The organism is Desulfomarina profundi (assembly GCF_019703855.1).
Lineage (GTDB): Bacteria > Desulfobacterota > Desulfobulbia > Desulfobulbales > Desulfocapsaceae > Desulfomarina > Desulfomarina profundi.
On record NZ_AP024086.1, the window covers coordinates 784,909 to 798,824 of the forward strand.

Consider the following 13,916-nt stretch of genomic DNA (forward strand, 5'->3'; position numbering starts at 1 on the left):
GGATTACACCTTCCTTGGGCCGGATTGGGTGGTTTCGGCATTGAACCGCAGAAAATTCTGATAATTCAAGAAAATGCCCCAGGAACATAGAGTACATTGGGATGTGTGGTTTTGAGGCTTGGGGACTGGCCGTGTTATCTTGCTAACCCACATTTCTCATCAGTTCAGGCAGCGTCAGGTTCAAAGTTCCCGGAGTCTTCGCTTACCGAACAGTAAATAATAGTGACCTATATATACTTCATTTAACTCCCGAAGACAAACGTTTCTACCTGCCCGTATTTTCATTTTGGACTTTAAAAAAAAGAGAAATTTTGCTCAATCACTGAGAGTTGGTTAATTATTTGTATCCTGCAGTTATTCTCAAAATTAACATAAATGTTCACGAGAAATGCGGGGAGCCGTTGATCAGGCTTATCTGGTCATTGAGGGTCCACAGGTCATAAATATAACCCAGGCCGAACAATCCCATCGTTACGAGGTAAATCAGGCCGCTGATCCATTTTCCCATGTACATCCTGTGGATGCCGAACAGACCCAGAAAAACCAGGAGCAGCCAGGCGACGGAATAGTCTACTTCTCCCCTGATAAAACGGATGTCCGCCTGTTCGCTCATGGTCGGAATAAGAAAGAGATCAACAATCCAGCCGATAAAAAAGAGGCCGAGGGTAAAGAAATAGATGGTACCGCTGATCTGTTTTCCGTAGTAGAAACGATGGGCCCCCAGAAAGCCGAAAATCCAGAGCAGGTAGCCAATGACAACCGAATGGGTTGGTTCTGTCTGTCGGTGCATGATGTTATTCCTTTATCAATTGTTTTAACGTTAGAACCCGGCTCAGCGCGTCCTCGATCCGTGTTTCTGTCAATTTTCCGTCTTCAAGATCCCTGACAATTCTGTCCCTCAATTTGACAAAGATCTGCGGGTCATGTTCCAGATTGTTCCCGATGATAACCAGGTCGGCCCCGGCACCAATGGCCATGGAGCAGGCTTCGGGCAGTCCGTGGCGGTCGGTGATGGCGCGCATCTGCATGTCATCAGTGACGACCACACCCCTGAAGCCCAGTTCACCTTTGAGTTTTCTGCTGATCAGCGGGGCCGAAAGAGTGGCTGGAAGTTCAGAATCCATCCCCCTGTGAAAGAGATGGGCAATCATCACAGCTTCATCAAAACCTGCCTCAATGCAGTTGGCAAAAGGCTGCAGTTCTTTTTCTTCCCAGCTTTCGCTGATGTCCACAAAACCAAGGTGCGAGTCGTCTTTTGAACTGCCGTGACCGGGGAAATGTTTCAGGCAGGAGAGAACACCGCAGTCCCGATGCTCCCTGCACCAGGCCAGGCAATGTCGAAAAACCGTCTCCGGGTTTCTGCCAAAACTTCGTCCATAACGGCCGATGATGGGATTATCAGCAAAGAGATCAAGATCAGCCACCGGAGCAAGATTAAAATTAATGCCGAGACTGCGCAGGGCGCTGGCTGTCCTGCGCGCGGCCTGCCTTGTCTGCTCAACTCCTTTTTCTCCCAGGACAGTAGCAGCCGGAATATCGGGAAAATCTTCCAGCCGGGCCAGCCTGCTGACCCGGCCCCCTTCCTGGTCAACAGCTATCAGCAGGTCGCCTGCCATTTCCCGCAATTTTCCGGTCAGCTCCTGAACCTGGCTGGCGGAGACAATATTATTGGTTGTCAGTTTTTTAGCGAGCAGTCTGTCAAAAAGGATCACGCCGCCAAGATTTTCTTCAATAATATCTTCTGCTATGGGATGAAAAGCTGAAATGGAAGCGCCTTCAAAGCCGACAATAAAGAGCTGCCCGATTCTGTCTTTTAAAGATGTCATTGTTTTTCCGGGTTACTTTTTTGAGATTAACCAGAGGTAAAATGAGTCCTGTTATCCAATTTGTCAAAGATTATCTGCGGTTGTTGTTGTGTCAGAATTATGACATCATACTTTTTTTATGATTGCTTAACCTGTGTAAATAGCGTCCAGGGAATTGATAAAACCATGTAACATGTTGTAATAACATAATATATTATGTCACGGTTGAGCGGTGTGTATTATTTGGCACGAAAACTGCAAGAATAAAAATTGAAAAATGAGGTAAAGATTTCCAACCTCTTGACGATAAGAATATTATTACTGATGAACATTCTTGGTAAAAGTATTTAGTGTAAGGAACACGCTCATGACTATCTCGACAAAAGAACCTGATTTTACAGCACCTCGCCAGAACCTGGTTGAGATTGAAAAGGTTATGGTTGAGCTGGATTATCTGAAAAGGCAGTCGGAACGACTCGACCTGATCAATCAGCTGCACGGCAGGATGGCCGGAGTGCTCAGCCTGACCGGTATGATTGAAGCCTATTCCGTCTGGTTGATGCCGCTCATCAGTCATGAACTCATAGGATATAATAACAGCGCACGTCAAAAACGTCACCTCTTCTGCTCCGGTCATGGCCCCCACAGGCGTAAGACAATCGCCTTTGCCGAAAGACTGATAAACGGCGAAGTCCAGTTCGATAAACCCTATATTAACGAAAACGGGCATTTCGCCTATAAATGGGTTTTCGAGACCATGGAAGACGCGGGAATCCTGCTGATTCTCAAAAAAGGCATGGAACTGAGCGAGGATGAAATGGACCTCCTCAACCACTCCCTGGAAATACTGGCGGAATCCCTTCAGCGCGGCCTGGAGTACGAGGAACTGTTTGAACGGGCCAGTAACGATCCGTTGACCGGTCTGTCCAACCGCAGGGTCTTTGACGAGCGCATTGGCGGTATGATGGACAGCGCCAACAGGTATAACAACCCCCTCACCATGATAGCCATGGACCTGGATAAGTTTAAAGCAATTAACGACAATCTCGGCCACCAGGCGGGGGATGATGTGCTGGTTTCCGTGGCCAACGTTCTCAGCAGCGCGGTCCGCTCCACGGATCTTCTGGTACGGTTCGGCGGTGATGAATTTGTCCTGGTTCTGGACAACACAGATCTGAAAAGCGCGCGAGTCTTGGCGGAACGTCTCTGCAGCGCTGTCAATGATCTCGATGTCTGGGCCGATGATAACACCAGGCTCGGCGTCAGTATTGGTCTTGCGGAATTAAAGAAAGGTGAATCCCTCAAGGAGTGGATGGAACGGGCCGATGATATTCTCTATCACGCCAAGGCACAGGGTCGCTCCAGGGTGGCCCATAAATAGAAAGAAACAAAAAATCATTTCCTCCCCAAAGCAGTAAGTGAAAAAGAAAAGGGGCCGGATTTTCCGGCCCCTTTTCTTTTTCACTTACTGGTCACAGGATTTGTAACTCTTTGTTTTTATCTACCTTACTCAATCGATGATAGTTTATTAATTTCCCATTTTCACACAATTTCCTGCATAATCTCCCGGAGAGCATTTGTAGTATCGCGGGTGGTAGAGCAATTATATTTGGACAACATCCGCTCGACAGCTTCGTTCATTTTTGCCTTTCCGTTGTCTTTTTTTGCAGTCTCCCTATAAATTTTGCAAGCAGACTCGCCTTTCTTGAACGGTATCCTTTTCCATATTGATCAATTTTCTTACAATTCATTTGAGCTAAATCAGAGAGTTCCATACGGAAGGTGAAGTTGGAGAACGGGACACATCCCTGCTGACGTTCTGCACGAAGAGTGCTTTGATGATTTTTTTTCGGCAAGATGTCCAGTAGCCGTTCGAACTATTCTGCCCCAAACATTCTACCGTCCATCATCATTCCAATTTCAACTTGATGTGTACTGTGAAAAGTATTATAAATAGTATTATTGCTATATGATTTTAAATTCGAAAATGAGGTTTATTATGAATACTATCACAGCAAATCAGCTTAAAACAAGGGGAGTTTCAATCATCCAGGACAATCTTTTAAAAGATCAGGAACTGGTGATTACAGTCCGTGGTAAAGAAAAATTTGTTGTAATGGATATGAAACATTATAATTATCTACGCGAATGTGAACTCGATGCAGCATTGCACCAGGCAAAAGCTGATTATCAATCTGAAAACTATATCACGGAAACTGTTGATGCCCATATCAAAAGAATTAAACAATGACTTACAACCTCATTTATACAAATAGTTATATTAAACGGGCATCAAAATTTGTAAAAAAACATCCTGATTTAATATCCCAATATGAAAAAACACTAAAGCTCCTGGAAATTGATCCGAATCATCCTTCTTTACGGCTCCATTCATTAAAAGGAAAATTAAAAAATCTTCATTCGGTTTCCATTAATGTTTCCTATAGAATTACGCTTGAATTCATTATTATTAAAAAAGAAATTATTCTGGTAAATGTTGGACGTCATGATGAGGTGTATTAGCGCAATCATCTGCTAAGTAAAGTGGCTACCTTGAAAAATTGCTTTTTCGCCCGACCTCTGCGTCACAGGAAAATGAAAAATGCTCACATATGACTAATATGCTGCGCTTTTTAATTTGAATGAATTTATAAAACAGGCTCTTACCGAAAAATTACAGCGTTGTGAAATGTAGCCCAGTGTCTGTCCAGAAATGAGATTTTTTATGGGCGCAGTATAATATCATGCTCAATATTTCCGGGTCCAAACTGAAAGGAAGAGTTGTTCTCTGATTTTTCAGGCATTATTACCTCTGAGCCCTGGTAATATTAATCTGTAGGGGTGCAAAAACACTCATAGTTCCCACGCTCCGACGTGGGAACTATGCTGTCGAAATTCCAATGTTGAATTGATACAATTATGGTGGCATACAATCGACTTGTTCTGCAACTTTTTTCGTTGCAGAGACCCATTTAAGCCTTAGTTTTTTTTGAGCATGAGCACAATCTTGAAGATACAGATTGATTAGATTTTGATATGGAATTCCTGTTTCTTCAGCAAGATTCTTAAAGTAAGAGATAACATCTACTCCCAAACGTAGAGTAACTTGCTTTTTTAAATGTTTTGCATAAGGATTTTTGACCGAATTGGAAAAATCATATTCTTTTTTCATAGCAGGAAACTCTCGTATTGTTTTTGTTCTTTTTTGGTTGCTTTTCTGGCAGAAATTATTCTTATTATTTGTTCGCTACTGCCACGGCAACAGTGCACAACAACCAGTGCCCGCATAGCACTACTCAACCCAAGTAGAATGAAACGGTCTTCATCTGAAGAATGATCCGAATCATAGATCATGCGGCCATTAGCATCAAAAAAGACAGTCTGTGCCTCTTCGAACGAAATTTTATGTTTTTTAAAATTGGCTTGAGATTTCTTTTCATCCCATTCAAATGATATCGTTTTCATAATTATATTATAATTATAATATAATTCTGCCGCAAGTTTTGTTTTTGAGCAGAACGTTCGAACTAATCTGTCCCAAGCATTCTACCGCCCATCATCATTCCCACGCTCCAGCGTGGGAATGATGTATTTTGGAAACGAAGCAATTTTAATTTGCTGCCACTCAACCGGAGATAAAAAGAGAATACTATCCTGAAGGGCAAGCAACAGGTCGAAACCAACAGACAAAAAGCAGCATGATGGGATTACCTTGCAGTGACACGGAACGATTATATGCCCGGGAACGGGTAACTCACTGATGATACAATGGAGACAGCCGCCATCCAAGGAGAGGTTCTTCGCCGCAGTTCTGTCCGGGTCTCTATCGGTAAACGCTTTGGGCTTCCGGTTGAACGTGAAGACCGGGACGAAATGGCCGACGGCTTTGAGGGGATGTGACTGTTTACTTCAGCTCAATTACAATCGGAATAACATGAAGTGAGCCGGAACGCTGCTCGGTGTACCCCAGTTTCCAGTCCCCGCACTCTGCTTCATCTCCCAGGAGCTTGTCAATTTCCTGTACCAGTTTATTTACACCTATGATCGGGTGGCGCGAAAAAACCTGGGGCAGCCCCTGGGTCAGGTTACAGGCCAGGCAGCAGCCGGGTCGTTCATGGAGGAGCAGTTCCATTGTCAATTTTTTGTCATCCGCTCCCCCGTAGGCCAGTTCAATGTCGTAGGCGCCTTCATTTGCGTCACCGAAAAGGGCCTCAAAAAACTCATCTGTTCTTTCCTTCGGAAAAAGCTTTAATAGAGTTTCTCCTGTGAATATTTCCTTGAATCTCTCTGTGCTCATAGCTGTTGTCTCCATACAAAATGGTGCTGAAATTTTGCAGCTACTATACCCACCCCTTTCTTTTTGTCAAGCCATGTACGTTCCCTTCCCGCCTGCCTTGCAACCCATATGGGCCTGTGGTAAACTGGGCGCCGTTTTTAACCTCGGAGACAGGAATATTTATGACAGCAGTCAATCTCGACCAGCTCAACGAACCGCAGTACACGGCGGTAACAACCACCGAAGGGCCGGTGCTGGTTATCGCGGGAGCCGGAAGCGGCAAAACCAGGACCCTGGTGTACCGGGTGGCCCATCTGATAGAGCGGGGAGTCGCTCCGGAATCCATTCTCCTGCTTACCTTTACCAGAAAGGCCAGCCAGGAGATGCTCTGGCGGGCGGGAAGGCTGCTCAACGATACATGCAGCCGGGTGGTTGGCGGTACCTTCCACGGGGTTGCCAATATGCTTCTCCGGCGTTTCGGGGCTGAGCTGGGTTTCGGCTCCTCCTTTACCATCATTGACCGGGCAGACGCGGAAGGGATTGTCAATCTCTTGAAATCTTCCCTTGGTCTGGGGAAACGGGACAAGCGCTTTCCCTCAAAGCGGGCCATCATCAACATGATCAGCGGCTCGGTCAACAAGTCCATCGACCTGGAAGATCTTGTCCTTGAACAGTACAGCCATCTCAGCGACCACCTGGAGGAAATTCTTCAGCTGCAGAAACACTATGGAGAGTTCAAGTTCGACCACGGCCTCATGGACTACGACGACCTGCTGGTGAACTGGAAACGGCTCCTTTCCGAGTCACCCGCCGCCCGCGACGAAATATCCGGACGTTTCAGATATATCATGGTGGACGAATACCAGGACACCAATCTCGTCCAGGCGGACATCATTCGCGGTCTTGCCCACAACCATGAGAACGTGATGGTGGTGGGGGACGATTCCCAGTCTATCTACTCCTTTCGGGGCGCCGATTTCTACAATATCATGCGTTTTCCGAAAGAATTTGAAAATACAAAAATAATTAAACTGGAAGAAAACTACCGCTCCACCCAGCCCATCCTTTCGCTGACCAACGATATTATCAGGAACGCGGAGGAAAAATATACAAAAACCCTGTTTACCTCCATCGAAGGGGATATCCTGCCAAAACTCTACGTGGCCAAAAACGAAGGTGACGAGGCGGCCTTTATCGTCAAAACCATTCGTAAACTCGAAAGCCGGGGTGTTGCCCTTGAAAATATAGCAGTCCTCTTCCGCTCCGGTTTTCATTCCTATAAGCTTGAGATGGAACTGGCGGTGGAGAATATTGATTTTGAAAAGCGGGGCGGGCTGAAGCTGACGGAATCGGCCCATATGAAGGATGTACTGGCCTTTCTGCGGATCCTGGTCAATCCCAGGGACAACCTCTCCTGGAACCGGATTTTTCTCCAGCTTGACAAGGTGGGGCCCAAGACCGCTCAGAAGATTACAGCCTTTATCTCCGCCGCAGCCGATCCCTACCTGGCCCTGCCCGAATACCCCGCCGGAAAAACGTGGAAGGACTCGTTTAACAACCTGGTGGAACTGATTCGGGAACTGCTGTCCGGGAACCAGGCACCTTCCGTGCTCTTCGAACAGGTTCTGGCCTACTATTTACCGATTTTTTATGAACTGTACGCCGATGACTATCCCAAACGACAGAAGGACCTGGACCAGCTTGGTGCCATCATGAAGGAATATGATGACCTCCAGGCCTTTATCGACGATACAACCCTTGATCCGCCCGAAAACACCGGAACGGATGATGATATCCGGCGGCTGGTATTATCCACCATCCATTCCTCCAAGGGACTGGAATTTGAAGCAGTTTTTATTATCGGTCTTGCGGAAGGGCGTTTTCCCCATAGTTCTTCGGGGTTCGGCGGCCAGTGGGAGGAAGAGAGAAGACTGCTCTACGTGGCAGCCACCAGGGCGAAAAAATATCTTTACCTTTCCTATCCCCGCCAGTTAATGGGCCGGGACAGGCGGTTTTCATTTGCCCCCATGTCACCGTTCCTGGCGGAGCTTGGCGGTGGACTTTACCAGAAAATTGACAGCGCTTCTTGTTCGTCGGACTACAGGACCGGCCGGTTTTCCGGTAAACCTCCCACCGGAAAGAAAACGGTACGTAAGACGGTTCGTAAACTGAAAATGTCTGATTTTTCCGTGGGCTGCAAGGTGGAGCACCCGTTTTTTGGTACAGGCAGTGTCAAAAAACTCTCGGGCTCCAGGTCACTGGATGTGCTTTTTGACCGCCATGGCCTGAAAACGCTGCACCTGGACTACGCCAAATTGAAAATAAAATAATTCGTTAAACTGGTAAAATGAATATGACCTATGACGAGGTGCAGGACCACCTCGATAAACTGCAGATGCACAAGATCAAGCTTGGCCTGGACGCCATGCGCTCCTTTCTGGACAGGGTCGGCAGACCCGAGCAGAAGCTGAACTGCATCCATATCGCAGGGACTAATGGAAAAGGTTCCGTCTGTGCGGCTCTGGCGGAGGTGCTTGGTCGCTGTGGATACAGGGTGGGTGTCTATACTTCTCCCCATCTCAGTTCCGTGCGGGAGCGGTTTCGTATTGGCGACAGCTATATCAGCCGGGAGGATTTTGCGGCTCTTGGTTCCCGGATCTGTGCGGTGCTGGGAGAGGACAAAATCACCTATTTCGAGTTCACCACCGCCCTGGGTCTTCTCTGGTTTGAGCAGTCCGGGGTTGACCTGGTTCTTCTGGAAACCGGCCTTGGCGGCAGGCTTGACGCCACCAATGTCGTTACTCCTCTGGTGTCTGTCATAACCAGTATCAGCATGGACCATGAGCTCTACCTGGGCGACAGTCTGACGGCGGTTGCCGGAGAAAAGGCGGGCATAATCAAGGAAAACATCCCGGTGGTTTCAGGAGCGACCCACCCGGAGGCCGCGGCTGTTATCCGCCGGGTCTGCAAAGAGAAAAACGCCCCTTTCTACCAGCTTTGTCAAGATTTTGACTGCGGGGAAAATGATGATAATACATGGAGTTGGCTGGGTGGAGAGCGCTTTGGCAGCCGCAAAATAGAAGGGCTGACCTGCGCCCACCAAAGCCTGGTCCACAAGGAGAACGATGCCTTGGCCATTGGTGTGCTTAATATATTGCAAGATATTGATTATAAAATAGATTTTGATAAACTCAGAGAGGGGCTGGCCGCCGTGCGGTGGCCCGGCAGGATGGAATATTTCGAACTGCCATTTCCTGCCGGAAAGAGGGGAAAAAAGGGGTCGGGAAACGGGTTGGAGATACGTCGTTATCTCCTTGACGGCGCGCATAATCCCGCCGGTGTCAAAAATCTGGCACTTACCCTGAAAGAAAAATTTTCCTATGAAAAACTGATCTGTATCTGGGGTTCAATGGCCGACAAGGATCTCACCTCCACCCTGGCTGCCATTGTTCCCCTGGCGGACGAACTGATCTTTACCCAGCCGGAAGGGGAGCGCTCCGCGACTGTGGAGCATATCAGCTCTTTTCTTCCCGAAGACGAGGGAATCATCTATAACTGTATCAGTGACGGTGAAGAGGCCCTTGAATTTGCGGCCCTGCGTGCCACGGGAAAAGACCTGATTGTGATCGGTGGCTCCCTCTATCTTGTCGGAGCCATGCGCACCATGCTGCTTGGGGAGCTGGTGGAGGATAACCTGTTACAAATACGATGATTGATACAACGAAGTTGCCTGCCCTGTGATCAGTTGCTGTGGAGGATTGATGGAATTTTTTGATTTTGATGCCCCGGACGAGGCCCAGATTCGCCTGGAAAAGAACAAGGCCAGGGATCTGCGCAAAACCCGCTGGTGGCAGCAGAAAACCGCCTCCGGCATCTGCCATTACTGCGGCCGGAAAACGCCTTTCAAGGAGATAACCATGGACCATGTCGTGCCCCTGTCGCGGGGCGGAAAGTCCACCAGGAACAATCTTGTCCCCGCCTGCAAGACCTGCAACAGCAGAAAGAAAAGCATGCTTCCCCTGGAATGGGACGAATATCTGGAAAAAATCAGCAAGGACTGACAGGTTTTCTATTTACTCCGACACACATTTCAAGTATCTTGTGCTCCGTATTTCATCACAGTTTGATTTCCCCTTGGGCGGGTAGCTCAGCTGGATAGAGTGTTGGCCTCCGAAGCCAAAGGCCGCGGGTTCGAATCCCGCCCCGCCCACCAGTATTATCTTTTTTTTACTCCTGGCCGGTGGTCAGAAGGGGCATGATCTTTTCCAGCAGGCTGGCATCTATGCCGTCGATATTGGCAAGATCTTTTATACTTGCAAAGGCTCCGTGTGCCTCACGGTAGGCGGCAATCGCCTGGCCGATCTGGGGCCCGATACCCGGAATCTGGGAGAGGGCGTCAACACTGGCTGTATTGATATTGATCTTTTCCATAAGGCCCGCATCGCTGGCAATATTGGTCAGCATGGAGGCCGCCTTGCCGGGGTCAGTAGCGGAGGAAAGGGACGGGGTAAGCAGGATGGTCGCGGCAAAAAGTAAAATCGCTCCAGTAAAAAATCGGTGTGTCTTCATAATGTATTACTCCGGATAGAATGGTGGACGGTTGAGAGTAAAAAAAAATGCTCCGGTCGCATGCCGGATAACCCGGATAAGATATGCGGGATAGGAAAAACATTGGTGATTTTTCAGGAAAACACAAGAATTCGTGAGAAAGATTACCGAATCTTTATGTGATGGAAATTATCGTCCGCCACCAATGGTCACTTCACGGACCGTGAGCAGCAGCAGTTTCAGATCAAGACGCAGGGACCAATTGTCTATATACTCCAGGTCCATGTTCATCCACTGCTCAAAGGAGATATCATTTCTGCCGCTGACCTGCCAGATACAGGTCATACCGGGTTTCATAGAGAGGCGGCGTCGCTGCCAGAGCTTGTAACTTTCCACCTCGGAGGGAATGGGCGGACGCGGCCCCACCAGGCTCATTTCCCCTTTCAGGACATTAAAGAGCTGGGGCAGTTCGTCAAGGCTTGTCTTGCGCAGAAAGGCTCCAATCATGGTGATGCGCGGATCTTTCTTTATCTTGAATACCGGGCCGTCCACCTCGTTTTCTTCCAGCAGCTTCTCCTTTAACGCCTCCGCATTCACCACCATGGTTCTGAACTTATGGAGCTGGAACCTGCGACCATTTAACCCCGATCGCTCCTGGGAGAAAAATACCGGCCCCCTGGAACTGCACTTGATGACAAGGGCAATGCCGCAGAAAACAGGAGAAAGCAGGATAACCCCGACCAGGGCACCCAGGTAATCAATAAAGGCTTTTATCAGCAGTTCATTGGTGGATTTGGGTGCGGAGGAAAGGGCCAGGGTCGTTACACCGAGGAAATCCTCAATATTGACCTTGGCGGTCTGGGGATAATACTTGATGGAGTTGATCTGAAAGTCAGGCAGCACCCGCACGTTTTTGCCCATCTCTTCGGCAAAATAGATATACTCATGAACATTGTGTATCTTTTTTAAGGGAATACCGAAAACCACTTCGTCTATGGTCTCGTGCTCCAGCAAGTCTCGAAACCGTTCCATGGTGCCGATAATTTTAACAGACTCATACACCCTGTCCCCAACCAGTTCCGCCTGATCTTCAGTTTCCAGACACCCCCTTATCCGGTAGCCTGAACCACGCCGCCGCCGAATCGCCTTGATAAAGTCCAAAGCCCGCTGGCGCGAACCGATGACCAGAATAGAACGGGTGTTGTAATCCCTGGCCCGTGAGCGGGCAAGAATTTTATACACCACTGTTTTAAAGAAAGCCAGAGCCACAAACGAGTAGGAGAAGAACAGACCAACCAGCAACCGGCTGACAGCCTCCATATGCATGATATAGGCAAGAAAGACAATCCCGGCAGTACCCGTCAGAGTCGCCTTGAAGACACGGTACAATACCTTTCGCAACGAATGCCGTCGATACGGCTCATAGGCTCCGAAAAGCCGCAGACTGATATGAAAGGAGATAACAGCCAGCAGAAGAAGCATGCGATAGCTGGTATCCATGCCCAGCACACCAAGATCTTCGGAAAACCCGAGCCTGGTGCCATAGGCCGCAATAAAACAGCCCGCAACAATTACCAGATCAAAAGCCTGATGAACCGCCAGTATTATTCCGCTTTGCCTTCTTAACATCTTTTGCCCGCTTTTCCACTTGCGTAAAAATTTTTTTAAACCTGTTTACAACAAATACTCCTGACTTATGAAGTGATTCGAGGGAATCTACAACAAATGGAAGAGGTTGTAAGTAGGTAGAAATACCTAGCTTGACAATGGTGTGACTATAACTGTTTGATATGTTATAAAGAATCGGATTAGTTTTTTTTATCTTTTTCCTGACAACTGTTTTTCAGGTGATTTTATCCAATCTCTTTCAAAAAATCTTTTTGAAAATAGGTATTTCTACCCATTTATTTTTATTTTCAAACAGGCTATTTTGTAAATTTTTTGGGCTTCTGTAAGCGCAACAACTGTATTGTTGTCAGAATGTCGGTTGTTTTTTTGTTTCGTTTTCATTCCAATAATTGACCTAAAATTTTTAGATGTCTTATTTGTTTCTTAAAAAATATAGCCATGTCAACTGGGCTTTGGCCGATCAGGCCATGGTAAGCGGCGTCAATTTTCTGACCGGGATACTTTTTGCCAGATACTTGGGCCTTGAGGAATACGGCAGGTTCACATTGGTATGGATGGCCGTGCTTTTTTGTAACAGTTTCCAGCAGGCAGGCATCATTGCGCCGATGATGTCAATCGGCCCAAAACAGACCCCGGAAGAAGAACCTGGCTATTATGGTGCTGTTTGTGTGCAGCAGGTTGTCTGGTCTATGGGCTGCTCACTCTTGCTCTGGTTAGGGGTGCGCCTTTCTTATGTCTTTTATCCGCAATGGCAGATAGAAAATCTGGCCTGTCCTCTTGCTGTTACGTTACTTGCCTGGCAGTTGCAGGATTTTCTGCGCCGGTATTTCTTTGTCCGCAACCAGGGGGAATGGCATTTTTCAATGATGCCATCAGTTATCTTGGCCAGATAACCCTGCTGGTTGTACTGTTTCGATTTACAGCAGCAAATACCGCCCGTGTGCTGTGGTTGATAGCCGGTACTTCCTCCCTTGCCGTAATGGCATGTCTGTTCAAACTGGACCGCTTCTCCTTGAGCAGAACAACTCTTCTTACCGTGAGTCGCAAGCACTGGATTTTTTCCCGCTGGCTGCTGGCAGCGGCACTGATGCAGTGGACATCAGGAAATTATTTTATAATTGGTGCTGGAAGTATTCTTGGGCCGGCATCTGCTGGGGCGTTAAAAGCATCGCAAAATATCATGGGGATCTCCCACATCATTTTTCAGGGAATGGAAAATATAGTTCCTGCCCGGGCAAGTTACTGTTACCATCAGGGCGGTTGGGCAAAGCTGTTTACATACTTGAAAAAAGTAACTGGATGGGGTGGTGCCTTTACCGCTATTATCGTATTGCTGGCGATTGTATTTCCTTCATTTTGGATGGGTACTCTCTATGGCAGTGAATACGAAGCGTATAGTTATGTATTGCAGTGGTATGGAGGCATTTATATTTTAATTTTTTTAGGGCTGCCACTCCGGGCTGGTCTTCGGGCAATGGAGTATTCAAAGCCAATTTTTATTTCATACTGTTTAATGACAGTGTTCACAGCAGCAACAGCCAACTTTTTCATAAGAAAATTTGGCTTAACAGGGGCCACAGCGGGAATTTTTGCAACGCAAATGATATGCCAGACCAATCTTGCATATGCGCTCTGGCGAAAAAAAGATAAGTAATTCA

15 protein-coding genes, 1 tRNA gene and 1 pseudogene are annotated in these 13,916 nt (G+C 47.4%); 10 read left to right on the top strand and 7 right to left on the bottom strand.

Features of this window, described 5'->3' with window-relative positions; genetic code table 11:
• Nucleotides 1-379: 379 nt before the first annotated feature.
• Both LO777_RS03665 and LO777_RS03670 read right to left on the bottom strand, forming a co-directional pair.
• Nucleotides 380-790 carry an NINE protein gene (locus tag LO777_RS03665; RefSeq protein ID WP_228856209.1) on the bottom strand — a complete coding sequence of 137 codons (411 nt, stop codon included), beginning with the start codon at nucleotides 788-790 and terminating at the stop codon, nucleotides 380-382.
• 4 nt (nucleotides 791-794) lie between these two features.
• Complete coding sequence (locus LO777_RS03670) at nucleotides 795-1,826, bottom strand: glycoside hydrolase family 3 protein (RefSeq protein ID WP_228856210.1); 1,032 nt, start codon at nucleotides 1,824-1,826, stop codon at nucleotides 795-797.
• Nucleotides 1,827-2,172: 346 nt separating this feature from the next.
• On the opposite strand from LO777_RS03670, the gene LO777_RS03675 reads away from it, so the two are divergent.
• From LO777_RS03675 to LO777_RS03685, 3 genes are all read left to right on the top strand, one after another.
• On the top strand, nucleotides 2,173-3,186 hold the full coding sequence (locus tag LO777_RS03675) for a GGDEF domain-containing protein (protein ID WP_228856211.1): 1,014 nt from the start codon (nucleotides 2,173-2,175) through the stop codon (nucleotides 3,184-3,186).
• 618 nt (nucleotides 3,187-3,804) lie between these two features.
• Nucleotides 3,805-4,056, top strand: coding sequence for a type II toxin-antitoxin system prevent-host-death family antitoxin (locus LO777_RS03680; RefSeq protein WP_228856212.1), 252 nt, complete (start codon nucleotides 3,805-3,807; stop codon nucleotides 4,054-4,056).
• Nucleotides 4,053-4,328: a type II toxin-antitoxin system RelE/ParE family toxin gene (locus LO777_RS03685; protein WP_228856213.1), complete on the top strand. Its 276-nt coding sequence runs from the start codon at nucleotides 4,053-4,055 to the stop codon at nucleotides 4,326-4,328. The genes LO777_RS03680 and LO777_RS03685 overlap by 4 nt, the downstream gene beginning before the upstream one ends.
• A 394-nt stretch (nucleotides 4,329-4,722) precedes the next feature.
• On the opposite strand, the gene LO777_RS03690 is transcribed toward LO777_RS03685, so the two are convergent.
• Nucleotides 4,723-4,977 carry a CopG family antitoxin gene (locus LO777_RS03690; RefSeq protein ID WP_228856214.1) on the bottom strand — a complete coding sequence of 85 codons (255 nt, stop codon included), beginning with the start codon at nucleotides 4,975-4,977 and terminating at the stop codon, nucleotides 4,723-4,725.
• The gene (locus tag LO777_RS03695; protein WP_228856215.1) at nucleotides 4,974-5,270 is read right to left on the bottom strand and encodes a BrnT family toxin; all 297 of its coding nucleotides are present in this window, start codon (nucleotides 5,268-5,270) and stop codon (nucleotides 4,974-4,976) included. Before LO777_RS03695 ends, LO777_RS03690 begins: the two co-directional genes overlap by 4 nt.
• A gap of 300 nt (nucleotides 5,271-5,570) precedes the next feature.
• On the opposite strand from LO777_RS03695, the pseudogene LO777_RS19940 reads away from it, so the two are divergent.
• Nucleotides 5,571-5,705, top strand: a pseudogene (locus LO777_RS19940) (hypothetical protein); the annotation flags it as partial.
• A 4-nt stretch (nucleotides 5,706-5,709) separates the two neighbouring features.
• Here LO777_RS19940 and LO777_RS03700 read toward each other — a convergent pair.
• The gene (locus LO777_RS03700) at nucleotides 5,710-6,102 is read right to left on the bottom strand and encodes a pancreas/duodenum homeobox protein 1 (RefSeq protein ID WP_228856216.1); all 393 of its coding nucleotides are present in this window, start codon (nucleotides 6,100-6,102) and stop codon (nucleotides 5,710-5,712) included.
• 161 nt (nucleotides 6,103-6,263) lie between these two features.
• On the opposite strand from LO777_RS03700, the gene LO777_RS03705 reads away from it, so the two are divergent.
• From LO777_RS03705 to LO777_RS03720, 4 genes are all read left to right on the top strand, one after another.
• A complete protein-coding gene (locus LO777_RS03705; RefSeq protein ID WP_228856217.1) occupies nucleotides 6,264-8,411 on the top strand; it encodes an ATP-dependent helicase in 2,148 nt (715 codons plus the stop codon).
• Between the two features lie 17 nt (nucleotides 8,412-8,428).
• Entirely contained in the window at nucleotides 8,429-9,793 is a 1,365-nt protein-coding gene (locus tag LO777_RS03710) for a bifunctional folylpolyglutamate synthase/dihydrofolate synthase (RefSeq protein WP_228856218.1), read from the top strand.
• Nucleotides 9,794-9,842: 49 nt separating this feature from the next.
• Nucleotides 9,843-10,142: an HNH endonuclease gene (locus LO777_RS03715; RefSeq protein ID WP_228856219.1), complete on the top strand. Its 300-nt coding sequence runs from the start codon at nucleotides 9,843-9,845 to the stop codon at nucleotides 10,140-10,142.
• 75 nt (nucleotides 10,143-10,217) lie between these two features.
• Nucleotides 10,218-10,294 (top strand) — tRNA-Arg (locus LO777_RS03720).
• Nucleotides 10,295-10,308: 14 nt separating this feature from the next.
• On the opposite strand, the gene LO777_RS03725 is transcribed toward LO777_RS03720, so the two are convergent.
• Together LO777_RS03725 and LO777_RS03730 are read right to left on the bottom strand one after the other, a co-directional pair.
• Complete coding sequence (locus LO777_RS03725) at nucleotides 10,309-10,650, bottom strand: ComEA family DNA-binding protein (RefSeq protein ID WP_228856220.1); 342 nt, start codon at nucleotides 10,648-10,650, stop codon at nucleotides 10,309-10,311.
• A 168-nt stretch (nucleotides 10,651-10,818) separates the two neighbouring features.
• Nucleotides 10,819-12,258, bottom strand: a complete 1,440-nt coding sequence (locus LO777_RS03730; protein ID WP_228856221.1) for a sugar transferase — start codon at nucleotides 12,256-12,258, stop codon at nucleotides 10,819-10,821.
• Between the two features lie 407 nt (nucleotides 12,259-12,665).
• Here LO777_RS03730 and LO777_RS03735 point away from each other — a divergent pair, with 407 nt between their 5' ends.
• Nucleotides 12,666-13,151: a lipopolysaccharide biosynthesis protein gene (locus tag LO777_RS03735; RefSeq protein ID WP_228856222.1), complete on the top strand. Its 486-nt coding sequence runs from the start codon at nucleotides 12,666-12,668 to the stop codon at nucleotides 13,149-13,151.
• A 119-nt stretch (nucleotides 13,152-13,270) separates the two neighbouring features.
• Nucleotides 13,271-13,912, top strand: a complete 642-nt coding sequence (locus LO777_RS03740) for a lipopolysaccharide biosynthesis protein (RefSeq protein WP_228856223.1) — start codon at nucleotides 13,271-13,273, stop codon at nucleotides 13,910-13,912.
• Nucleotides 13,913-13,916 lie beyond the last annotated feature (4 nt).